Source organism: Pseudomonas sp. C9 (assembly GCF_002000165.1).
GTDB lineage: Bacteria > Pseudomonadota > Gammaproteobacteria > Pseudomonadales > Pseudomonadaceae > Aquipseudomonas.
In genome coordinates this window covers 2,338,980-2,362,338 of sequence record NZ_MPAK01000001.1, presented here as the reverse complement: position 1 = coordinate 2,362,338, position 23,359 = coordinate 2,338,980, and the positions used below count along the sequence as shown (strand labels likewise).

General features: G+C 57.2%; 11 protein-coding genes, 2 tRNA genes and 3 rRNA genes. 15 read left to right on the top strand and 1 reads right to left on the bottom strand.

Annotated features, from left to right (window positions below):
- Positions 1-81: 81 nt before the first annotated feature.
- Together BMS17_RS11090 and BMS17_RS11085 are read left to right on the top strand one after the other, a co-directional pair.
- On the top strand, positions 82-717 hold the full coding sequence (locus BMS17_RS11090; protein ID WP_046033224.1) for a hypothetical protein: 636 nt from the start codon (positions 82-84) through the stop codon (positions 715-717).
- Between the two features lie 305 nt (positions 718-1,022).
- Complete coding sequence (locus BMS17_RS11085; RefSeq protein WP_077430939.1) at positions 1,023-2,531, top strand: YdgA family protein; 1,509 nt, start codon at positions 1,023-1,025, stop codon at positions 2,529-2,531.
- A 75-nt stretch (positions 2,532-2,606) separates the two neighbouring features.
- On the opposite strand, the gene BMS17_RS11080 is transcribed toward BMS17_RS11085, so the two are convergent.
- Positions 2,607-4,136, bottom strand: a complete 1,530-nt coding sequence (locus tag BMS17_RS11080; protein ID WP_046033226.1) for an FAD-dependent oxidoreductase — start codon at positions 4,134-4,136, stop codon at positions 2,607-2,609.
- 138 nt (positions 4,137-4,274) lie between these two features.
- On the opposite strand from BMS17_RS11080, the gene BMS17_RS11075 reads away from it, so the two are divergent.
- The 13 genes from BMS17_RS11075 (at position 4,275) to recD (ending at position 23,334) form a co-directional block, all read left to right on the top strand.
- Positions 4,275-4,835 (top strand): YbhB/YbcL family Raf kinase inhibitor-like protein, encoded by a 561-nt coding sequence (locus tag BMS17_RS11075; protein WP_046033227.1) that lies wholly within the window; start codon positions 4,275-4,277, stop codon positions 4,833-4,835.
- 88 nt (positions 4,836-4,923) lie between these two features.
- Positions 4,924-6,624 (top strand): VWA domain-containing protein, encoded by a 1,701-nt coding sequence (locus BMS17_RS11070; RefSeq protein WP_077430938.1) that lies wholly within the window; start codon positions 4,924-4,926, stop codon positions 6,622-6,624.
- A gap of 1 nt (position 6,625) precedes the next feature.
- Positions 6,626-7,192 (top strand): RNA polymerase sigma factor, encoded by a 567-nt coding sequence (locus BMS17_RS11065; protein ID WP_077430937.1) that lies wholly within the window; start codon positions 6,626-6,628, stop codon positions 7,190-7,192.
- Positions 7,189-7,776: a hypothetical protein gene (locus tag BMS17_RS11060; RefSeq protein ID WP_046033230.1), complete on the top strand. Its 588-nt coding sequence runs from the start codon at positions 7,189-7,191 to the stop codon at positions 7,774-7,776. Before BMS17_RS11065 ends, BMS17_RS11060 begins: the two co-directional genes overlap by 4 nt.
- A gap of 20 nt (positions 7,777-7,796) precedes the next feature.
- Positions 7,797-8,045, top strand: a complete 249-nt coding sequence (locus BMS17_RS11055) for a hypothetical protein (RefSeq protein ID WP_046033231.1) — start codon at positions 7,797-7,799, stop codon at positions 8,043-8,045.
- Positions 8,046-8,636: 591 nt separating this feature from the next.
- Positions 8,637-10,173, top strand: a 16S ribosomal RNA gene (locus BMS17_RS11050).
- Between the two features lie 81 nt (positions 10,174-10,254).
- A tRNA-Ile gene (locus tag BMS17_RS11045) sits at positions 10,255-10,331 on the top strand.
- A gap of 30 nt (positions 10,332-10,361) precedes the next feature.
- Positions 10,362-10,437: transfer RNA gene (locus BMS17_RS11040), tRNA-Ala, on the top strand.
- A 249-nt stretch (positions 10,438-10,686) separates the two neighbouring features.
- Positions 10,687-13,569, top strand: a 23S ribosomal RNA gene (locus tag BMS17_RS11035).
- Positions 13,570-13,817: 248 nt separating this feature from the next.
- A 5S ribosomal RNA gene (gene rrf / locus BMS17_RS11030) occupies positions 13,818-13,933 on the top strand.
- Together the 16S, 23S and 5S rRNA genes with 2 tRNA genes alongside form the textbook arrangement of a ribosomal RNA operon.
- Before the next feature lie 154 nt (positions 13,934-14,087).
- Positions 14,088-17,537 (top strand): exodeoxyribonuclease V subunit gamma, encoded by a 3,450-nt coding sequence (gene recC / locus BMS17_RS11025; protein WP_077430936.1) that lies wholly within the window; start codon positions 14,088-14,090, stop codon positions 17,535-17,537.
- Complete coding sequence (gene recB, locus BMS17_RS11020) at positions 17,537-21,229, top strand: exodeoxyribonuclease V subunit beta (RefSeq protein WP_077430935.1); 3,693 nt, start codon at positions 17,537-17,539, stop codon at positions 21,227-21,229. Before recC ends, recB begins: the two co-directional genes overlap by 1 nt.
- Positions 21,226-23,334 carry an exodeoxyribonuclease V subunit alpha gene (recD, locus tag BMS17_RS11015; protein ID WP_077430934.1) on the top strand — a complete coding sequence of 703 codons (2,109 nt, stop codon included), beginning with the start codon at positions 21,226-21,228 and terminating at the stop codon, positions 23,332-23,334. The genes recB and recD overlap by 4 nt, the downstream gene beginning before the upstream one ends.
- Positions 23,335-23,359: the final 25 nt, after the last annotated feature.

Sequence of the window (23,359 nt, the reverse complement as noted above, 5' to 3'; positions counted from 1 at the left end):
GCCGTTGCTATGCTTTGATTTGATGAAGTCACGTTCTGATTTCATCAATCAAGGCTCGCGTTGGTCATGGGGACTCTAATAATGAAAAACCCTTATGCTCCTGGCTTTTGGTGCGCTATTGCGGCATTGGTTTTGCTGTCGGCCACCTATTTCTACGGCATCATGCTGGCCCACCAGATCGACAAGGCTCTGGTGTTTCTCGACAGCGCCAGTGCGCTGATTGCCGTGATGGCAATCGTGGTGGTGGCCTGGGCTTCAGTCCAAGGCCAGCGCATCAAAAAAAGACAACTCGAACAAGGCAAAACCCTGGTGCTGATCTGGGACACCAAGGTGGCGTTGCGTCGTGTCGAAACGGTGTTTGACCAATATTTCTGGGGCAGCTACTGGCAGCCGGGGCGCACGTTCCAGGAAGTCATGGGCGAGCTCACCGGCACACCGCTGGAAAAAAGCCTCGAGACCTTGAAAAAACAATGCCTGGCACTGGATAAACAGGTGTCCGAGGAGGGCTGGCACTGGCTCAACAATGCCCGTGAACTCTCGGATGTCGCCACTGCCATGGCGCGAGAACGCTATCAACTGGACGTTTGCGACCCGCGCGCCGAAGTGACGGGCGGGGCGGTGATCAATCGGGATTTTGAAGTGCTGGTGTATACGTGGACGGCACGGCTCAAGAGCTTTGATCATCAGCTGGATGAGATGGAAGTGCAGTATTCCTGAGTTTTTGTTGGCGGGAGTGACGCCATCGCGAGCAGGCTCACGCCTACAAGGGTTCTGTGAACGACACATAACCTTTGTAGGCGTGAGCCTGCTCGCGATGGCGATTTCATATCCGTCGAAACGCTCAACCGTCCTGAGTAGTCCATAGACACTCTTTAACCTTTAATCATTGGGCCGCCCGTCGCGCCGAGTGCTAATCTCCACTCCACTTTTATTTAGCTATTTAGCGGAGTCGAGCCGCAACCCGTCATGGGTTCAGGGAAGACGACCACACCTTCAAACAACGGATATTGACTGGGTCATTCATGAATAAATCAGCAGGCGTGCTTCTTGGAATTGTCGTAGCCATCGGCGCAATCAGCGCGGGGGGGGCCTGGTTCACCGGGAGCAAAATCGAAGGCGTGTTGAACACCTCGATCGCCGACGCTAACAAAGAGCTGAAGGCCGCGCTGGTAGGTTCCAATGGCACGGCATCGCTGGAGCTGGTGTCGCTTGAGCGCCACGTGTTCAGCAGTACCGCGCACTACCGCCTTAAAGGCGAAGGCGAGATGTTTGGTGAAACCCCGGTTGAATTGCAGTTTGTCGACCACATCGAACACGGTCCGCTGCCGTTCTCGCGCCTGGTCGCGTTGAAGTGGTTGCCGGTCATGGCTACCAGTCACTACGAACTTGAACGCACGTCGCTCACCGAAAAGTGGTTTGCCGCCGCCAAAGACAAATCGCCGCTCACCGGCGTGGTCAACATCGGTTACGACAACTCCACCAGCGGCACCCTCCAGTTGCAGCCGCTGGACGTTGCGCTGGATGACAAGTCCAACCTGAAATTCACCGGTTTGAACCTCGACGTCGACGCCAGCCCCCAGGTCCAAAAGCTCAAGGCCAACGGCTACATGGACAGCCTGACACTGAGCACCGTGGCCGAAGATCAAACCCCGGTGAAGGTCGAGCTCACTGGCCTGACCCTGGCCAGCAACCTGGTTAAAAGCACCTACGGCTACTACACCGGCGAGAACACCCTTGAGCTGACGGACAGCAAAACTACTTTCGGCCCCAAGCAATCGGTACTGGGCATCAAGAAATTTGAAATGAAGAACCAGACCGAAGAGTCGGGCACCAGCGCTTCGGGACGTGCCGACTACAAGGTGGGTGAAGTGTCGTTGAACGGCAAGACCGTCGGCTCTGCGCAAATGGCCATGAGCCTGAAGAACCTCGATATCCCGGCCACGATGTCGCTGATGCAGATCTATCAGACCAAACTGCAGCCTTACGAGAAAGCGGCCGCAGAGGCTGCTGCTGCGGGTCTGCCCTCTCCTGAACTGGTCCTGACTCCGGCCGAGGAGGCGCAAGTCAAAACCGGTCTCGAAAAGCTATTGGCTGCTGGCCCGCAAGTGGCGCTGGAAAACCTGTCGTTCAACACGACCAATGGTGAAAGCCGCGCCAACCTGGTGCTTGACCTGACCAAACCGCAGTCCATGGACTTGCCGCCTGATCAACTGACCCAACAGTTGATCGCACTGCTGGATATCAACGTGCAGGTGTCCAAGCCGATGCTCGTCGATTTACTCACCGTGCAAAGCCAACTGGACGGTCAGACCGATGCCAAGCTCATCGCCGACCAGGCCACAGCCACTGCCGACATGTTCAGCAGCATGGCGGTCGGCACGCAGCTCGCCAAACTGGACGGCAACAACGTCGTCAGCAAATTGCATTACGCCAACAATCAGGTGGAATTCAATGGCCAGAAAATGACCGTTGAAGAGTTTGTCGGTTTCGTGATGAGCAAGCTCGGTGGCGGTGCCGAAATCCAGGAATAAATCGCACGGCTGAATAAAACGCCCGGCCTCTGCGACTCCCGCAGGTCGGGCGTTTTGCTGTCGGGTGTGTGCCCGCTACCCAATGTCCCGAATCAACTGCCACGCCTCGTCCACCGACAGTGGCTGTTTCATGCGTTCGGCCAGCAGCGCCATCGCCCGTTCTTCATCGCAGGCAACTGCGGCAGCCACCACGCCGTTTTTGCCGAACAAGCCGATAAAGGGTGGATGGTTCGGATCCCCCTTGAACTCGACCTCGTCCCAGGCTTCGGCGTGGCCGAGGTAGTCGTAGTTTTTACCGAAGTGCCAGGTCCAGAAATACGGCACGTCGAGGTAATGCTCGTCAGCGCCCAGCATATTCGCGGCGGCGATCCGCGCCTGTTGCTGGGCCAGACGCCAATGCTCGATGCGCTGAGGCTGGCCGTTGAGCGGGAACGTCGCGATATCACCTACCGCCCACAACCCGTCGGTGACGCGCATGCCGCCGTCGACCTTCAACGACCGGTCTTTTTCCTTGGGTAAATCGGTAAACGGCTCGGTTGCGGGGCTGACGCCGATGCCGGCCAGTACCAGATCCGCCGGCAAGCGTTGACCGTTGTCCAGGCACACCGCCTCTACGTGGTCCGTGCCTTCTATATAGAAGGCTTCGCCATCGGTGTGAAACACCACGCCGTTGCTTTCATGTAGGGCGCGAATGGCGTTGCCGACGGCTTCGCCCAATTGTGCGGCAAAGGGAATGGCATGCCGGGCCAGGATCGTGACGTCCAACCCGAGCTCCCGCAGGGCTGAGGCGGACTCCAGTGCAATAAAACTGTCACCGATGATCACCACTCGCTGGCCAGGTTTCGCCACTTGCAGAATCTGGCTTGCCTGATCTTTTGAACGCAGTACGAACACCTGCGGCAAATCGGCGCCAGGCAGCGTGAGTTGATTGGGCTTGCCGCCGGTGGCAAGCAGTGCCGCGTCATAGTTGAGCGATCGACCATTGGTTAGCCGCACGGTTTTATTCGACGAATCCAGGCTGGCGACTTCACCGGTCATGCGTTCGATCCGCTGTTCGCGATAAAACGCGTCATCGCGCAGCGGCGGGACTTCTTCGAGTGGCATCTGCCCGGCAATGACAAATTTGCTCAGGACGGTGCGGTCGTAGCCGGCGTCGGCTTCACGGTCGATCAGCAGCACTAGGCCACCGAAGCCCTTTTCGCGTAACGCCGCCGCACACGCCGTACCGGCCGCCCCGGCACCGATGATCACAAACGTGCGCTCGTCGTCTGCCGGTGGAGTGTGTGCATCGGCAAACGGCTGGTCATCGACCCAGATGTCGCCATCGCGTATTTCCAACGGATAACGCTTGAGGCTGTCCAGAGCCGGCGGCTCGCACAACGCCCCGTCCTCGATTCGATACGCCGCTTTGTGCCACGGGCAGATCAAACGTCCGTGGCACAGCGCACCTTCCGCCAGCGGTGCCCCGGCATGCGGGCACTCACCCTGATAGGCGCGTAATTGATCGCCCACCCGCAGCAAAACAATTTTGGTGTCTTCAATCTGGACTTCGAGGCCCCGGTTTTCAGACACATCGGCGAAACGGGCGACACGATGCAGTGCCATGACGGCTCTCCAGACAGACGTTTCACTTAAGAGTTTGGTGCGTAATGCGAGGTTCAGCCAATTCCCACTGCCACCGCACGAACGGTACAGCTATAGTTCGCAAGCCGACGACGGCCCTACCCCACAAGGTGCTCCGGAATGACCCGATTGACCTCTCTGAACCCTTGGCTGGCGGCCATTGCAGTCGCCATTTGTGTGCAATTTCCGGCGCAAGCCCAAGAACGTTTCACCCTGAACATTCCAGGTGTCACGGATGACCGGCTGTTTACCTCGGCCGCGGCCAGCGATGCTCCGGGTTGTGGCGGACACAACGCGTCACCGGCATTGAACTGGAACGACGGGCCGAAGGGTACCTTGAGTTATGCCGTGGTCATGCACGACCCCGATGGGCAGAAGGGGCAGGGTGCTGATCATTGGGTGCATTACGGCATCAAGGCCACCACTCACCAGATCCCCGCCGGTGTCGGGGCAAAGTCGGCACTCGAAGGCGTCGGTGGCACCAACAGCAAAGGCACCACCGGTTATGTCGGGCCTTGCCCGCCGGTTGGCGACAGTGCACATCACTACATAATTCAGCTGTACGCACTGGACCTTGCTCCAGAGGCCCTGCCCGCCGGGCTTACGCGCGCGCAACTGCTGGAAAAGATCAAAGGTCATGTGCTGAAAAACAGCAGCGTGGTACGTCGTTATCACCGCTGAGTTTAATTTTCAGCCGGTTTAACCCGAACCTGAAAGGGGGCTCGTCTCAGAGGATGAATGGATCAAATTCTTCCTGAGGTCAGCCCCCATGTCCCTCCCTCTGCTTTACCTTCGCCCGGCAGCCCTGGGATTCGCCAGCGGATTGCTATTGGCTGTTGCCGGTTGCGGCGTTTCCTCCACACCTGATTCCGCGCACGTGTCGCCACCGGCTCAAAGCGAGGTAAAGCTTGAAGAGTTGGTGCGCAGCGAGGTGGGCATGGCGGATGCGTCAATGGCCAAGCGCAGCGTTCGCCCGGCGCCGGTTGCGAGTTTTGCACCTGAGTCGTTCCCGCCCGGGTATCGGGATGAACAGCGAGAGCAATACCAGGCGCTGGCGGACAACCCCATCCACAGCGTGACCGAGGCACCGGTCTCGACTTTCAGTGCTGATGTGGATACCGGCGCTTACGCCAACGTCCGGCGTTTGTTGAATCAGGGGCGATTGCCCCCCGAAGGCGCGGTACGGCTGGAGGAAATGGTCAATTATTTTCCCTATGACTACGCCCAACCCACTGATGGCTCACCGTTTGGGGTGACCACTGAGCTGGCGCCGTCGCCATGGAACCCGCATACCCGACTGCTGCGAATCGGTATCAAGGCGTCGGACCGCGCGGTGGCGGAACTGGCCCCGGCGAACCTGGTGTTTCTGGTGGACGTCTCCGGTTCAATGGACCGTCGTGAAGGATTGCCGCTGGTCAAAAGCACCCTGAAATTGCTGGTCGATCAATTACGCGAGCAGGACCGGGTTTCATTGGTGGTCTATGCCGGTGATTCGCGCGTGGTGCTGGAGCCGACTTCCGGACGCGAAAAGGCGAAAATTCGTACAGCTATCGATCAATTGACCGCCGGCGGCTCGACCGCTGGAGCGTCGGGCATCGAGTTGGCCTATCAAATGGCACAACAAGCGTTTATCCCCAAAGGAATCAACCGCATCCTGCTGGCCACCGACGGTGACTTCAATGTCGGCATCAGCGACTTCGACAGCCTCAAACAAATGGCGGTGGATAAACGCAAGTCCGGCGTCTCTCTGACGACCTTGGGTTTTGGGGTGGATAACTACAATGAACACCTGATGGAACAACTGGCCGACGCCGGCGATGGTAACTACGCCTACATCGACAACTTGCGTGAAGCGCGCAAGGTGTTGGTCGATCAGCTGGGCTCGACCCTTGCGGTCGTGGCGAAGAACGTCAAGCTGCAAGTGGAATTCAATCCGGCGCAGGTGAGCGAATATCGGTTGTTGGGGTATGAAAATCGGGCGTTGAAGCGTGAGGACTTCAGCAACGACAAAGTCGATGCAGGCGAAATCGGTGCAGGACACACGGTAACGGCGCTGTATGAAATCGTACCCAAAGGCGAGAAAGGCTGGCTGGAGCCGCTGCGTTATGGGCAGCCTGAGGCAGTTGTTTCGGCGAATACCGCAGAACTGGCGATGTTACGAGTGCGGTATCAGCTACCGGAGGGTGGGAATAGTCGTTTGATCGAGCGGCCTATCATTAACAGTCAAACGGCCAAAGCCAGCGATGACCTGAGATTTGCGGCGGCCGTGGCGGCATTTTCCCAGCAACTCAGGGATGGACGGTACACCGGTGATTTCAGCTTGAAAGACACCCAAGCGCTGGCTCGCGGTGCGCGGGGTGAGGACCCATTCGGGCTGCGTGCAGAGTTCGTGCAATTGGTGGAGCTGGCGCAAAGCCTGCGTACCACTACGGCATTAAACAGCGAGCCACTTAAAGGAGGCTACAACTGACATGTCAGCGCCGGAACCGAGCGATGAAGCGCTGCTGGCCCGATATCGCGGAGGCGAAGGGCCGGCGTTCGAGATTTTATACGCCCGTCATCGGCAGGGACTTTACCGGTTCCTGCTCGGCCTCAGCGGTAAAACCGAATTGGCCGAAGAGGTTTATCAGGAAACCTGGCTGAGCCTGATACGCAGTACCAGTCAGCCACAAGGTCGGGCGAATTTTCGTACGTGGCTTTATCAGATCGCCCGCAACCGACTGATCGATCACTGGCGCAAACACGGTATCCACCATCCGTTGCACGACAGCTATGACGAACAGGCTCACGCCTTAATTGATGAGGCGACCGATCCGGAGCTTCTGTTGAGCCTGAGCCGCGACAGCCAGCGTCTTGAAACGGCCCTGCAAAATCTGCCTGCTGACCAGCGTGAGGTCTTCCTGCTGCGTACACATGGCGATCTCGACCTGCCGCAGATCGCCACACTCACCGCAACACCGCTGGAAACGGTCAAAAGCCGTTTGCGCTACGCCCAGCAAAAACTGCGTCGGCTGCTGGCCGAGGAGGTACTGACATGACTGACGCCCGTACTACACCGGAAGACGAAGTGGTGAAGCACTACCGTGAACATGCGGCGGGTGAACCGTCGGCTCATCTGGATTCATTGATCCTTGGCGTGGCCCACAGGGAAACCCCGATGCCGAAGCCAAGCGTCTGGCAACGTTGGGTTCAGGTTTGCCAGAAGCCTCGCTGGCAGGTGGCGTTTGCCAGCCTGGTGGGTGTCGCCTTGATGGTGGCATTGGTGCAACGTACGCCGGAGCAAGCGCCGAACTATGACTTCGCCCCTGCGCCCAAAATGTCCGCGCCGGTTGCCAAAAAAGAGGCGGCGCCCGCTGCTCGCGCGTTGGCGGCCCCTGCGCCGATGGCGGATATTGCTGTGCCCGCGCAGAGCGAATCGATCAACGCCGGAATGGCTGAGGAATCAAAAGTCAGCAAACGTACTGCGGTGCCACCGAATCAGCTGGATGAACAATTGCGCGAGGTGATTCGCCTGCAGGATGCCGGCCAGCCCCAGGCGGCAGATGCTTTGTTAAAGGCATTGCATCTTCGCTTCCCAACCGAAAACCTCGTCGGGCGACTCGGAGATTTACGCAAAAACTGAGTTGCCAGGTGGTCAGCCATTTGGCATCAAGGCCCGAAAGCGCGCAATATCGGGCCATAGCCGATGCGTTGGAGGAAGCCGTGGCGAAAAAAATCGATCGCATCGCCCAAATGCTCAACTGCCCCGTAAAGGGGGAGGAACTAAGGCGGGCAATTACTGAGAGCCGTAAGGACTTTCTCCTTAACCATCCAGAAGAAGAGGAGGTTGATGAGGAAGACTTTGAGGATGATGAGGAGTGGGACGACGATCTTGACTGGACGACCGAGTAGGGATCGCCAGTCGAAAGCGGGTTGGGAGGGCTGCCGTTTCAAGTGATGCAGCCTTGCTGAAGCAGGGCTGGAAAGGTCCTTAATGTACAAACGTTTGAAGTAGTGAAGAAAGTTTCAAAAGAGGCTTGACGCAATATTGAATCACTGTAGAATTCGCCTCCCGCTACCGAGTGATCGGAAGCGCAAGTGGTTGAAGTTACAAAGGAAACTTTGAAAACTTCTGAAAATAACCRCTTGACAGCAACAGAGGCTGCTGTAGAATGCGCGCCTCGGTTGAGACGAAAGATCTTAACCAACCGCTCTTTAACAACTGAATCAAGCAATTCGTGTGGGTGCTTGTGGAGTCAGACTGATAGTCAACAAGATTATCAGCATCACGAGGCTGCTGTAGAATGCGCGCCTCGGTTGAGACGAAAGATCTTAACCAACCGCTCTTTAACAACTGAATCAAGCAATTCGTGTGGGTGCTTGTGGAGTCAGACTGATAGTCAACAAGATTATCAGCATCACAAGTTACTCCGCGAGAAATCAAAGATGTAACCAACGATTGCTGAGCCAAGTTTAGGGTTTCTTAAAAACCCAAAGATGTTTGAACTGAAGAGTTTGATCATGGCTCAGATTGAACGCTGGCGGCAGGCCTAACACATGCAAGTCGAGCGGTAGAGAGAAGCTTGCTTCTCTTGAGAGCGGCGGACGGGTGAGTAATGCCTAGGAATCTGCCTGGTAGTGGGGGATAACGTTCGGAAACGGACGCTAATACCGCATACGTCCTACGGGAGAAAGCAGGGGACCTTCGGGCCTTGCGCTATCAGATGAGCCTAGGTCGGATTAGCTAGTTGGTGAGGTAATGGCTCACCAAGGCGACGATCCGTAACTGGTCTGAGAGGATGATCAGTCACACTGGAACTGAGACACGGTCCAGACTCCTACGGGAGGCAGCAGTGGGGAATATTGGACAATGGGCGAAAGCCTGATCCAGCCATGCCGCGTGTGTGAAGAAGGTCTTCGGATTGTAAAGCACTTTAAGTTGGGAGGAAGGGTTGTAACCTAATACGTTGCAATTTTGACGTTACCGACAGAATAAGCACCGGCTAACTCTGTGCCAGCAGCCGCGGTAATACAGAGGGTGCAAGCGTTAATCGGAATTACTGGGCGTAAAGCGCGCGTAGGTGGTTCGTTAAGTTGGATGTGAAATCCCCGGGCTCAACCTGGGAACTGCATTCAAAACTGTCGAGCTAGAGTATGGTAGAGGGTGGTGGAATTTCCTGTGTAGCGGTGAAATGCGTAGATATAGGAAGGAACACCAGTGGCGAAGGCGACCACCTGGACTGATACTGACACTGAGGTGCGAAAGCGTGGGGAGCAAACAGGATTAGATACCCTGGTAGTCCACGCCGTAAACGATGTCAACTAGCCGTTGGGAGCCTTGAGCTCTTAGTGGCGCAGCTAACGCATTAAGTTGACCGCCTGGGGAGTACGGCCGCAAGGTTAAAACTCAAATGAATTGACGGGGGCCCGCACAAGCGGTGGAGCATGTGGTTTAATTCGAAGCAACGCGAAGAACCTTACCAGGCCTTGACATCCAATGAACTTTCCAGAGATGGATCGGTGCCTTCGGGAACATTGAGACAGGTGCTGCATGGCTGTCGTCAGCTCGTGTCGTGAGATGTTGGGTTAAGTCCCGTAACGAGCGCAACCCTTGTCCTTAGTTACCAGCACGTTATGGTGGGCACTCTAAGGAGACTGCCGGTGACAAACCGGAGGAAGGTGGGGATGACGTCAAGTCATCATGGCCCTTACGGCCTGGGCTACACACGTGCTACAATGGTCGGTACAGAGGGTTGCCAAGCCGCGAGGTGGAGCTAATCCCAGAAAACCGATCGTAGTCCGGATCGCAGTCTGCAACTCGACTGCGTGAAGTCGGAATCGCTAGTAATCGCGAATCAGAATGTCGCGGTGAATACGTTCCCGGGCCTTGTACACACCGCCCGTCACACCATGGGAGTGGGTTGCACCAGAAGTAGCTAGTCTAACCTTCGGGAGGACGGTTACCACGGTGTGATTCATGACTGGGGTGAAGTCGTAACAAGGTAGCCGTAGGGGAACCTGCGGCTGGATCACCTCCTTAATCGACGACATCAGCTGCTCCATAAGTTCCCACACGAATTGCTTGATTCATTGAAGAAGACGAAAGAAGCAGCCCGAAATTGGGTCTGTAGCTCAGTTGGTTAGAGCGCACCCCTGATAAGGGTGAGGTCGGCAGTTCGAATCTGCCCAGACCCACCAATTTTGTGTGGGAAACGCCTGTAGAAATACGGGGCCATAGCTCAGCTGGGAGAGCGCCTGCCTTGCACGCAGGAGGTCAACGGTTCGATCCCGTTTGGCTCCACCACTACTGCTTCTGAAGTTTGAAAGCTTAGAAATGAGCATTCCATCGTTGAGATGGTGAATGTTGATTTCTAGTCTTTGACTAGTTCGTTCTTTAAAAATTTGGGTATGTGATAGAAAGATAGACTGAACGTTACTTTCACTGGTAACGGATCAGGCTAAGGTAAAATTTGTGAGTTGCTCTTAATTGAGTATTATCGAATTTTCGGCGAATGTCGTCTTCACAGTATAACCAGATTGCTTGGGGTTATATGGTCAAGTGAAGAAGCGCATACGGTGGATGCCTTGGCAGTCAGAGGCGATGAAAGACGTGGTAGCCTGCGAAAAGCTTCGGGGAGTCGGCAAACAGACTTTGATCCGGAGATGTCTGAATGGGGGAACCCAGCCATCATAAGATGGTTATCTTGTACTGAATACATAGGTGCAAGAGGCGAACCAGGGGAACTGAAACATCTAAGTACCCTGAGGAAAAGAAATCAACCGAGATTCCCTTAGTAGTGGCGAGCGAACGGGGACTAGCCCTTAAGTGGCTTTGAGATTAGCGGAACGCTCTGGAAAGTGCGGCCATAGTGGGTGATAGCCCTGTACGCGAAAATCTCTTGGTCATGAAATCGAGTAGGACGGAGCACGAGAAACTTTGTCTGAATATGGGGGGACCATCCTCCAAGGCTAAATACTACTGACTGACCGATAGTGAACTAGTACCGTGAGGGAAAGGCGAAAAGAACCCCGGAGAGGGGAGTGAAATAGATCCTGAAACCGTATGCGTACAAGCAGTGGGAGCCTGGTGACTGCGTACCTTTTGTATAATGGGTCAGCGACTTATTTTCAGTGGCGAGCTTAACCGAATAGGGGAGGCGTAGCGAAAGCGAGTCTTAATAGGGCGTCTAGTCGCTGGGAATAGACCCGAAACCGGGCGATCTATCCATGGGCAGGTTGAAGGTTGGGTAACACTAACTGGAGGACCGAACCGACTACCGTTGAAAAGTTAGCGGATGACCTGTGGATCGGAGTGAAAGGCTAATCAAGCTCGGAGATAGCTGGTTCTCCTCGAAAGCTATTTAGGTAGCGCCTCATGTATCACTGTAGGGGGTAGAGCACTGTTTCGGCTAGGGGGTCATCCCGACTTACCAAACCGATGCAAACTCCGAATACCTACAAGTGCCGAGCATGGGAGACACACGGCGGGTGCTAACGTCCGTCGTGAAAAGGGAAACAACCCAGACCGTCAGCTAAGGTCCCAAAGTTATGGTTAAGTGGGAAACGATGTGGGAAGGCTTAGACAGCTAGGAGGTTGGCTTAGAAGCAGCCACCCTTTAAAGAAAGCGTAATAGCTCACTAGTCGAGTCGGCCTGCGCGGAAGATGTAACGGGGCTCAAACCATACACCGAAGCTACGGGTATCACTTAGGTGATGCGGTAGAGGAGCGTTCTGTAAGCCTGTGAAGGTGAGTTGAGAAGCTTGCTGGAGGTATCAGAAGTGCGAATGCTGACATGAGTAACGACAATGGGTGTGAAAAACACCCACGCCGAAAGACCAAGGTTTCCTGCGCAACGTTAATCGACGCAGGGTTAGTCGGTCCCTAAGGCGAGGCTGAAAAGCGTAGTCGATGGAAAACAGGTTAATATTCCTGTACTTCTGGTTATTGCGATGGAGGGACGGAGAAGGCTAGGCCAGCTTGGCGTTGGTTGTCCAAGTTTAAGGTGGTAGGCTGGAATCTTAGGTAAATCCGGGATTCTAAGGCCGAGAGCTGATGACGAGTGTACTTTTAGTACACGAAGTGGTTGATGCCATGCTTCCAAGAAAAGCTTCTAAGCTTCAGGTAACCAGGAACCGTACCCCAAACCGACACAGGTGGTTGGGTAGAGAATACCAAGGCGCTTGAGAGAACTCGGGTGAAGGAACTAGGCAAAATGGCACCGTAACTTCGGGAGAAGGTGCGCCGGTGAGGGTGAAGCATTTACTGCGTAAGCCCATGCCGGTCGAAGATACCAGGCCGCTGCGACTGTTTATTAAAAACACAGCACTCTGCAAACACGAAAGTGGACGTATAGGGTGTGACGCCTGCCCGGTGCCGGAAGGTTAATTGATGGGGTTAGCTAACGCGAAGCTCTTGATCGAAGCCCCGGTAAACGGCGGCCGTAACTATAACGGTCCTAAGGTAGCGAAATTCCTTGTCGGGTAAGTTCCGACCTGCACGAATGGCGTAACGATGGCGGCGCTGTCTCCACCCGAGACTCAGTGAAATTGAAATCGCTGTGAAGATGCAGTGTATCCGCGGCTAGACGGAAAGACCCCGTGAACCTTTACTATAGCTTTGCACTGGACTTTGAATTTGCTTGTGTAGGATAGGTGGGAGGCTTTGAAGCGTGGACGCCAGTTCGCGTGGAGCCAACCTTGAAATACCACCCTGGCAACTTTGAGGTTCTAACTCAGGTCCGTTATCCGGATCGAGGACAGTGTATGGTGGGTAGTTTGACTGGGGCGGTCTCCTCCTAAAGAGTAACGGAGGAGTACGAAGGTGCGCTCAGACCGGTCGGAAATCGGTCGTAGAGTATAAAGGCAAAAGCGCGCTTGACTGCGAGACAGACACGTCGAGCAGGTACGAAAGTAGGTCTTAGTGATCCGGTGGTTCTGTATGGAAGGGCCATCGCTCAACGGATAAAAGGTACTCCGGGGATAACAGGCTGATACCGCCCAAGAGTTCATATCGACGGCGGTGTTTGGCACCTCGATGTCGGCTCATCACATCCTGGGGCTGAAGCCGGTCCCAAGGGTATGGCTGTTCGCCATTTAAAGTGGTACGCGAGCTGGGTTTAGAACGTCGTGAGACAGTTCGGTCCCTATCTGCCGTGGACGTTTGAGATTTGAGAGGGGCTGCTCCTAGTACGAGAGGACCGGAGTGGACGAACCTCTGGTGTTCCGGTTGTCACGCCAGTGGCATTGCCGGGTAGCTATGTTCGGAATAGATAACCGCTGAAAGCATCTAAGCGGGAAACTAGCCTCAAGATGAGATCTCACTGGGRCCTTGAGTCCCCTGAAGGGCCGTCGAAGACTACGACGTTGATAGGTTGGGTGTGTAAGCGCTGTGAGGCGTTGAGCTAACCAATACTAATTGCCCGTGAGGCTTGACCATATAACACCCAAGCAATTTGCGTCGAAAGGCCAGATTGCGGTGTGTGAAGACGMAACGAACCGAAAGTTCGAGATACTCACAAAACACCCAACTATCGCATACCCAATTTGCTGAAGCGCGGCCRRCTGGCCACGATTCGGTACCCGAATTTCTTGACGACCATAGAGCATTGGAACCACCTGATCCCATCATCGCATACCCAATTTGCTGAAGCGCGGCCRRCTGGCCACGATTCGGTACCCGAATTTCTTGACGACCATAGAGCATTGGAACCACCTGATCCCATCCCGAACTCAGCAGTGAAACGATGCATCGCCGATGGTAGTGTGGGGTTTCCCCATGTGAGAGTAGGTCATCGTCAAGATTAAATTCCGAAACCCCAATTGCGAAAGCAGTTGGGGTTTTGTTTTGTCTGCAGAAAAGTTCGTACAGCATTACCGGACAGCTCCCGGCTGTCACCGTCTCCCGACAATGCTAAGGTTCGACCCTAGCGTTTGTATTTTCCCAAGGAAGCCTTTATGCCGGACGCCACGTCCCTCAATGCTGCTTTTATGGTGGTTCAAAGCAACAGCCTGAATGAACTGCGCAGCCTGGTGATCAGCGTCATGCGGCGATATCCGCTGGCTCCCTTGGAAAATGAAATTGCCCTGGTGCAGAGCAATGGCATCGCGCAATGGCTTAAGTTGGCACTGGCCGAAGACCCGGAAGAGGATGACCTGGGCGGCTGTGGTATTGCAGCCGCCATCGACGTGCAGTTACCCGGCAGCTTCATGTGGCAACTCTATCGCATGGTCCTCGGGCGGGATGAAATCCCGGTCAAATCGTTGCTCGATAAAGCCCCACTGACCTGGCGTCTGATGCGGCTACTTCCGCAACTGATCAACCAACCGCACTTCGAGCCGCTGCAGCGCTTCCTGACCCACGACACTGATCTGCGCAAGCGCTACCAGTTGGCTGAACGACTGGCGGATCTGTTCGACCAATACCAGGTCTATCGAGCCGACTGGCTTGAAGATTGGGCAGAAGGTCGTCACCAACTACGCAACGGCAGAGGCGAAGCCAAACCCCTGGCCCCGGCGAACTGCTGGCAAGCGGAATTATGGCGTGCGCTATTGCTGGATGTGGGTGAGGAAGGCATGGCGCAAAGCCGAGCCGGTGTTCATCAGCGGTTTATCGAACGCATCAACAGCCTGGACGTCGCACCCAGCGGATTGCCTTCGCGGGTGATCGTTTTCGGGATTTCCTCTCTACCGGCTCAAGCCCTTGAAGCGCTCGCCGGGCTGGCCCGTTTCAGTCAGGTTCTGCTGTGCGTACATAACCCATGTCGTCACCATTGGGCCGACATCGTCGCCGATAAAGACCTGCTGCGGCATCAATACAAACGCCAGGCCCGCAAGAGCGGAATGCCGGTTGTGCTCGACCCGCAGACGCTCCACCAGCATGCCCATCCGCTGTTGGCTGCCTGGGGTAAACAGGGGCGCGACTACATCAATCTTCTCGACAGTTACGACGACCCCAATAGCTATAGTTCGGCATTTCGTGATGGACGCATCGACCTGTTCAGCGACAATCAGCCACAGAACATGCTCAACCAATTGCAGGACGATATTCTCGAACTACGTCCCCTGAACGAAACGCGCGCGTGTTGGCCAGCCGTCGATCTGGAGCAGGACGAATCAATCCGTTTTCACATCGCACACAGTGCTCAACGTGAAGTAGAAATTCTCCATGATCAGTTGCTGGCACGCTTCAGCGCTGACCCTGACTTAAGGCCCCGCGACATCATCGTGATGGTCCCGGACATCGACAGTTACGCACCGCATATTCGAGCAGTATTCGGTCAACTTGACCGACAGGATCCACGCTTCATTCCGTTCACGCTCGCGGACCAAGGCCAACGCGGCCGCGATCCGCTGCTGATTGCTGTCGAACACCTGCTCAAGCTCCCCGATAGCCGTTTCCCTGTCAGCGAGATCCTCGACTTGCTGGACGTTCCAGCGCTACGTGCCCGCTTTGGAGTCGAGGAGCGTGACCTGCCAACGCTGCATCGCTGGATCGAAGGGGCTGGCATCCGCTGGGGAATGAATGCCGAACAGCGTGCGGGTCTGGGATTGCCTGAAGCGCTGGAGCAAAACAGTTGGCGATTCGGCCTGCGCCGGATGCTGCTGGGTTATGCCGTGGGCAACGCCAATGCATGCGAAGGCATCGAGCCTTATGACGAAATTGGCGGCCTGGATGCCGCACTCATTGGGCCGTTGGTGGCGCTGCTGGATGCGCTGGAAATCGCCCACCAGGAACTGGCTCAACCTGCACCGCCCAAAGAGTGGGGCGTGCGCTTGCAAGCACTGGTGCAGCTGTTCTTCCAGGCAAGCAATGAGCACGACGACTACTTGCTGGCCCAGCTCGAAGAACTGCGTGAAACCTGGCTCGACACCTGCGATTCCGTAGGTTTACACGACGAATTGCCGTTAACCGTCGTTCGCGAAGCCTGGCTGGCGGGGCTGGATCAGGGCCGTCTGTCTCAGCGTTTTCTGGCGGGTGCCGTCAACTTCTGTACCTTGATGCCCATGCGTGCGATCCCGTTCAAACGGGTTTGTCTGCTTGGCATGAATGACGGGGACTATCCCCGCGCGCAACCGCCGCTGGATTTCGATCTCATGGGCAGTGATTACCGCCCTGGCGATCGATCCCGCCGCGAAGATGACCGCTATCTTCTGCTGGAGGCGCTGCTGTCGGCGCGCGATCAGCTCTATATCAGCTGGGTTGGCCGCAGCATTCGCGACAACAGTGAGCGCCCGGCCTCAGTCCTGATTGGCCAGTTACGTGACCATCTCGCCAGCGGCTGGCGACTGCGCAATGAAGGCGAGAACCTGCTGAAGGCCATGACTCAGGAGCACCCTTTGCAACCCTTCAGCGCTCGCTACTTTCATGAAGGTGACGCGCTGTTCAGCTACGCCAATGAGTGGCAAGTTCTTCATCAGGTCACTGACCAAACGGCCGGTGCCGAAGTGTTGGAGGCCTACGCGCAGGAGGAGCCACTCAGCCTTGGTCAATTGCAGGATTTCCTGCGCAATCCCGTGCGACATTTTTTCAGCCAGCGGCTCAAGGTGTTCTTCGAGGCGGCTGAAGTGCCCTTGGCCGATGAAGAACCCTTCGTTCTCGATGCGCTGCAACGCTATAGCCTCAGCGACAGCTTGCTGGCTGCTGCTTTGGGGGAAATTGATCAAGCCGATCAGGCACTTGAAGATCAGGCAAAACGCCTGCAAAACAGCGGACTACTGCCCATGGCTGGTTTCGGCGAATGTCTGCAGCGTGAATTGATCGAACCGCTGCCGGATCTGCTGCAACGCTATCAACAACTCCTGGCGTTGTGGCCTACGCCGCTTGCCAGCGCGCTGCCGGTGGCACTTGAGTTGGAAGGACTGCGTCTGGAAGGTTGGCTCAGTGGTCTGCATCAACGAGCAGACGGCGGATTGCTCTCGGTCACGACCATCCCCAACAGCATTGGCTCAGTCAAGAACCGTAAATGGCACCGCTTGACGCGGCCTTGGGTCAATCATCTGGTGGCCTGCGCCAGCGGCATACCGATATCTACCGCACTGGTCGCCAGCGACGACAGCCTGCTGCTGGAACCGCTGGAGAAGGGCGCAGCACTTCAAACGCTGGGACACCTCCTGCAAGCCTGGCGTGCGGGTATGCGTCAACCACTGCCAATTGCAGTCAAAACAGCTTTCGCCTGGCTTGGCCAGACCGATCCGCTGAAAGCCGACGCCGCTGCACGTAAAGCCTATGAAGGCGATGGCCAGACCACTGACGGTGAACGCCGTGAAACCCCTGCACTCACCCGGCAGTTTGCTGACTTCGATGCGCTGATTGCTGACGAAACGTTCCCCGACTGGTGCAACGCCTTGTACAAACCGATGCTTGAAGCCCCCTGGCGTTCATTGACCAGCGAGGAGGCTCGTTGATGACCACAAAAACACCACTGGCGCTGGCATTCCCACTGCGCGGCAGCCAACTGATCGAAGCCAGCGCCGGGACCGGCAAGACCTTCACCATTTCCGCGCTTTATCTGCGCCTCGTCCTTGGCCACGGTGGTGAGGCGAGCGGTTTCGGGCGTGAATTGTTACCGCCGCAAATCCTTGTTGTGACATTCACTGATGCCGCCACCAAAGAGTTGCGTGAACGTATCCGCACTCGCCTGGCCGAGGCCGCGCGGTTTTTCCGCGATGAGACGAAGGCGCCGGATAGCCTCATTTCTGATTTGCGTGAGCAGTACCTGCCCGAACAATGGTCCGGCTGCGCAAACCGTCTGGACATCGCCGCGCAATGGATGGATGAGGCTGCCGTCTCGACCATTCACAGCTGGTGTCAGCGCATGCTGCGCGAACATGCGTTCGACAGCGGCAGCCTGTTTACCCAGACCCTGGAAACCGATCACAGCGATTTGCTGGGCGAAGTCCTGCGCGATTACTGGCGCTTGTTCTGTTACCCGATGCAAGGCGATGCGTTGAATTGGGTGCGTAGCAATTGGGGCGGTCCGGCGGCGTTGCTGCCGCGGGTGCGAGGGTTGTTTGCCAGTGAGCGTGACCGAGTTGAAGATAAAGAGCCTGCCGAGCTGATCAGCGAATGCTTGCAGGAGCGGCGAGTCGCCTTGCTCGAACTCAAGAAGCCTTGGTGCCAATGGGCGGACGAGCTGCTTGTCATTTGTCACCAGGGCGTGGCGAGCAAGAGCGTCGACGGTCGAAAGATGCAGGCGCGCTATTTCGAACCCTGGTTCGAAAAAATCAAAGCCTGGGCCGAAGATGAATCCCTTGAGCAACTGGATATCGGCACCGGCTTCACTCGCCTGACACCTGATGGCATGGACGAAGCCTGGAAGGGCGAAGCGCCTCGCCATCCAGGATTGGACGCGATGGCCGGCCTCAAGGCCAGCCTTGACGAACTGCCAACCCCCGATGCTGCCGTTTTGCAGCATGCCGCTCACTGGGTCGGAGCACGTTTCGAGGAAGAAAAGCGTCGCCGCGCAGAGATGGGTTTCGATGACATGCTGCTGCGCCTGGATGCGGCCTTGCAGTCCGAGGGCGGCGAGCGCCTGGCAACCTTGATTCGCGAGCAGTTCCCAGTCGCATTGATCGACGAGTTTCAGGACACCGACCCGGTGCAATACCGGATCTTCGAAAGCATCTATCGCATCGAAGACAACAATCCAGAGAGTGGTCTGTTCCTGATCGGCGATCCGAAGCAGGCGATCTATGCGTTCCGTGGCGCCGACATCTACACCTACCTGCGCGCCCGTCAGGCCACCACCGGTCGACTGCATACACTGGGCACCAACTTCCGCTCCAGCCATGGCATGGTCAGCGCGGTGAACCATGTGTTCGAGCGTGCCGAGTCTCGTGAACTGGGGCGCGGCGCGTTTCTGTTTCGGGAAAAAAACGGCGAAAACCCTGTGCCGTTCCAGCCCGTTCAATCCCAGGGACGCGACGAGGTTTTGCACGTAGAAGGCCAGGTGGTCCCGGCCCTGAACATCTGGCATCTATCCGCAGATCAGCCACTGTCGGGTGCTGTGTACCGGCAGAAACTGGCCGCTGCGTGCGCCAGTGAAATCACTGCATTGCTCAACGCAGGACAACAAGGGCGAGCGGGTTTCACCGAGGATGGCAAGGACTTCAGAGGCCTGCTGCCAGCGGACATCGCAATCCTCGTGCGCGATGGCAAGGAAGCTCAAGCGGTGCGCGGCGAACTGTCGGCGCGCGGTGTGCGCAGCGTCTATCTGTCGGACAAGGACTCGGTGTTCGCCGCACAAGAAGCTCACGATGTGCTGACCTGGCTCAAGGCCTGTGCGGAGCCCGATGCCGAGCGGCCACTGCGAGCCGCGCTGGCCTGCATCACGCTGGATCTGTCGCTGGCCGAACTGGAGCGATTGAATCAGGACGAACTGGTCTGGGAAGCCCGGGTCATGCAGTTTCGTGGGTATCGCGAACTCTGGCGCAAGCAAGGTGTGCTGCCGATGCTGCGACGCCTGCTGCATGACTTCCAGTTACCCCAGGCATTGATCGCGCGCAGCGATGGGGAGCGAGTACTGACCAACCTGCTGCACCTGTTCGAATTGCTGCAGCAGGCAGCGGCCGAGCTCGATGGCGAGCAAGCGCTGATTCGTCATTTGTCCGAGCATCTGGCGTTGTCCGGCCAGGCCGGTGAAGAGCAAATCCTGCGACTGGAGAGCGACGAGCAATTGGTCAAGGTCGTGACCATCCACAAGTCCAAGGGCCTTGAGTATCCCTTGGTGTTTCTGCCCTTCATTTGTTCGGCGAAACCGGTGGATGGCAGCCGTTTGCCGCTGCATTACCACGACGCAGACGGCAAGGCTCAAGTGACGTTGAAGCCGACAGCCGAATTGATTGCCCTGGCCGATGACGAGCGTCTGGCGGAGGACCTGCGATTGCTTTATGTCGCCCTGACCCGCGCGCAACACGCGTGCTGGCTCGGTGTGACGGATCTCAAGCGCGGCAACAACAACAGCTCGGTGCTGCACCTGTCAGCGTTGGGTTACTTGTTGGGAGGTGGGTTGCCTTTAGCCGAGTCGGCAGGCTTGAAGCGCTGGCTGGAAGACGTGCAACAGGATTGCCCGGCGCTGATTTACGCTGAAGTACCCGACGCCACAGATGGGCTCTTCGATCCGCCGCAGAACCAGGCGACGTTGCTCGCACTGCGCATCCCCAAACGCAAGGCCAGTGAAAACTGGTGGATTGCCTCCTACAGCGCCTTGCGCATTGGCGACAGTTTGAGTGTGGGCAGTGACGAAGCCCCGGAGAGCCCGCAGGCGCAAAAGCTCTTCGACGACGAACGCCTCGATCCGCAAGCACCACGAGAAGTGATGGCCGGTGGCGGTGATATCCACCGATTCCCCCGTGGCCCGAATCCCGGCACCTTTCTCCATGGCTTGCTGGAATGGGCCGGTGACGAAGGTTTTGCCGCTGCCCCGCAAGCCGTCGAAGACGCCATTGCCCGCCGTTGCAACCGCCGTGGCTGGGAAGGCTGGATCACCACGCTGAGCGATTGGCTGCAACATTTGCTCAAGTCCCCGCTGCACCTCGGCGACGGGCAGGCACCGGTCATCTTCGAGCAATTGACCCAGTACCGCGTCGAGATGGAGTTCTGGTTCGCCAGCCATAAAGTCGACGTGCTCAAACTGGATGAATTGGTGCGTCAGCACACCCACAACGGCGTCGCCCGAGTGGCTGCCGAACCGGTCACGCTCAACGGCATGTTCAAGGGCTTTATCGACCTCACCTTCGAGCACGAGGGGCGCTACTACGTCGCCGACTACAAATCCAACTGGCTGGGCGTTGATGACGCGGCCTATACCGAACAGGCCATGGAGCAGTCGATTCTCGATAACCGCTATGACCTGCAATACGTGTTGTACCTGTTGGCCTTGCACCGGCAACTCAAGGCACGTCTTGTCGACTATGACTACGATCGGCATGTTGGCGGGGCGCTCTATCTGTTCTTGCGTGGCACGCGTGCCGCCAGCCAAGGCGTGTATTTCGCCCGTCCACCCAAAGCACTGATCGAGCAACTGGACCGAATGTTCCAGGGCAAGCCAGAACCCAAGGCCGCCGAACCCGCCTGGGAACAGGGAGTACTGCTATGACCCGTACCTTCGCCGATTTGCTGCCCACACCCTTGGCGGCCGAAAGCCTGGCGGACCTGGCACCGTTGAGTCGTGCCGATGACCTGTTGCTGTTGCTGACGCGCTGGGTTGAACGGGGCTGGTTGCGAGCGTTGGACAAGGCCTTCGTCGCCTTCCTTCATGAACTCGCTCCCGACGATGATCCATTGGTGCTGCTCGCTGCCGCCCTGACCAGTCACCAACTGGGCCACGGTCATGTGTGCCTGGATGTGTTCGAAACATTGAAAGAACCGGATTTCGCCCTGTCGCTGCCCCCTGAAGGTGATCTACACGGTGGCGCGATGGTGTTGCCGTCGCAATTGCTTGAAGCGCTGGACGGTGCCCATTGGTGCAAGGTTCTGGCCTCCAGCCCGCTGGTGGCCCTGGCGGCTGACAGTCGTGAAGCGGCGCAATCGCGGCCCTTGGTTTTATCGGGCAAGCGTCTGTACCTGCGCCGCTACTGGACTTACGAGCGACGCATCGACGATGCCCTGCGCCTGCGCCTGGCTGAACAGGAAACAACGCCGAATGATTTGCCCCTGCGCCTGACCGGTTTGTTCGGCTCAGCCAAAACCGGTGACGTGATCGACTGGCAGAAACTCGCTTGCGCCCTGGCGACGCGCAGTGCGTTCAGTATCGTCACCGGCGGCCCGGGAACCGGCAAGACCACCACCGTGGTGCGTTTGCTGGCGTTGCTCCAGGCGCCCGCCGTGGAGGCTGGCAAACCGCTGCGCATCCGCCTGGCGGCACCCACCGGCAAAGCGGCGGCCCGACTGACGGAGTCCATCAGCCAACAGATTCGTACCCTGGAAGTCGCCGAATCGGTTCGCGGCCAGATCCCGTCTGAGGTCACCACGGTGCACCGTTTGCTGGGCAGTCGACCCGGCACGCGACACTTCCGCCACCATGCCGGTAATCGCTTGCCACTGGATGTGCTGGTGGTGGACGAAGCGTCGATGATTGACCTGGAAATGATGGCCAACCTGCTGGATGCGATGCCGGCTCACGCGCGGCTGGTGTTGTTGGGGGACAAGGATCAACTGGCATCGGTGGAGGCCGGTGCGGTGCTGGGCGATTTGTGTCGGGATGCCGAGGCCGGTTGGTACAGCCCGCAGACGCGCCAATGGCTGGAAGCGGTCAGTGGCGAAAACCTGGACACCAGTGGTTTGCAGGCCGACACCCAAGGCACTCATCCATTGGCCCAGCAAGTCGTGATGCTGCGCCACTCGCGCCGATTCGGCGAGGGCAGTGGCATTGGGCAACTGGCGCGCTGGGTCAATCAGCAACAACCCGAACAAGCCCGCACATTACTGGCGGCTCGAAGCCACGACGACGTGTTTTCCCTCTCGCTCAAAGGGGAGCACGATCGGGCGTTGGAGCGTTTGTTGCTCGAAGGACATGGCGACGGACCACAAGGTTATCGCCACTACTTGAGCCTTCTTCTCAATCAGCGGCCAGCGCTCGACAGCACGCTCGACGATCCGCGCTGGACCGAGTGGGCGCGTGAGGTGTTGCAAGCCTTCGATGCATTCCAGTTGCTGTGTGCCGTGCGCAAAGGCCCATGGGGCGTGGAAGGTTTGAATCAGCGAGTGACCGCCGCGTTGCTCAAGGCCGGGCTGATCGACAGTGATCAGCAGTGGTACGAAGGGCGACCGGTGTTGATGACCCGTAACGACTATGGCTTGGGGTTGATGAACGGTGACATCGGCATCGCCCTCAAACTGCCGGAGCGTGACGGGCCTGAGGCAGGGAAACAGGTTCTGCGTGTAGCGTTTCCGCGAAATGATGGTCAGGGCGGCGTGCGGTTTGTTCTGCCGAGCCGGCTCAATGATGTCGAAACTGTCTACGCCATGACCGTGCACAAATCCCAGGGCTCGGAATTTGCCCACACGGCGCTGATTCTGCCGGACGCCCTGAACCCGGTGCTCACCAAGGAGCTGATCTACACCGGGATTACCCGGGCCAAGCACTGGTTCACCTTGATCGAGCCTCGCGCCGGCGTATTTGAAGAGGCTGTTCGACGCAAGGTCAAGCGCTTGAGCGGGTTGATGTTGGAGCTGGAAGAAGGGGGTACACCGAGCGATTGAGGCGCGAGTTCCCGGCGCCAAAAAA

Excerpts from the sequence above, each read along its gene's own strand:
- BMS17_RS11085 (WP_077430939.1), top strand. The coding sequence starts at position 1,023 with ATGAATAAATCAGCAGGCGTGCTTCTTGGAATTGTCGTAGCCATCGGC.
- BMS17_RS11075 (WP_046033227.1), top strand. The coding sequence starts at position 4,275 with ATGACCCGATTGACCTCTCTGAACCCTTGGCTGGCGGCCATTGCAGTC.
- recB (WP_077430935.1), top strand. The coding sequence starts at position 17,537 with ATGACCACAAAAACACCACTGGCGCTGGCATTCCCACTGCGCGGCAGC.
- recC (WP_077430936.1), top strand. The coding sequence starts at position 14,088 with ATGCCGGACGCCACGTCCCTCAATGCTGCTTTTATGGTGGTTCAAAGC.
- BMS17_RS11060 (WP_046033230.1), top strand. The coding sequence starts at position 7,189 with ATGACTGACGCCCGTACTACACCGGAAGACGAAGTGGTGAAGCACTAC.
- BMS17_RS11080 (WP_046033226.1), bottom strand. The coding sequence starts at position 4,136 with ATGGCACTGCATCGTGTCGCCCGTTTCGCCGATGTGTCTGAAAACCGG.
- BMS17_RS11065 (WP_077430937.1), top strand. The coding sequence starts at position 6,626 with ATGTCAGCGCCGGAACCGAGCGATGAAGCGCTGCTGGCCCGATATCGC.
- BMS17_RS11070 (WP_077430938.1), top strand. The coding sequence starts at position 4,924 with ATGTCCCTCCCTCTGCTTTACCTTCGCCCGGCAGCCCTGGGATTCGCC.
- BMS17_RS11090 (WP_046033224.1), top strand. The coding sequence starts at position 82 with ATGAAAAACCCTTATGCTCCTGGCTTTTGGTGCGCTATTGCGGCATTG.
- recD (WP_077430934.1), top strand. The coding sequence starts at position 21,226 with ATGACCCGTACCTTCGCCGATTTGCTGCCCACACCCTTGGCGGCCGAA.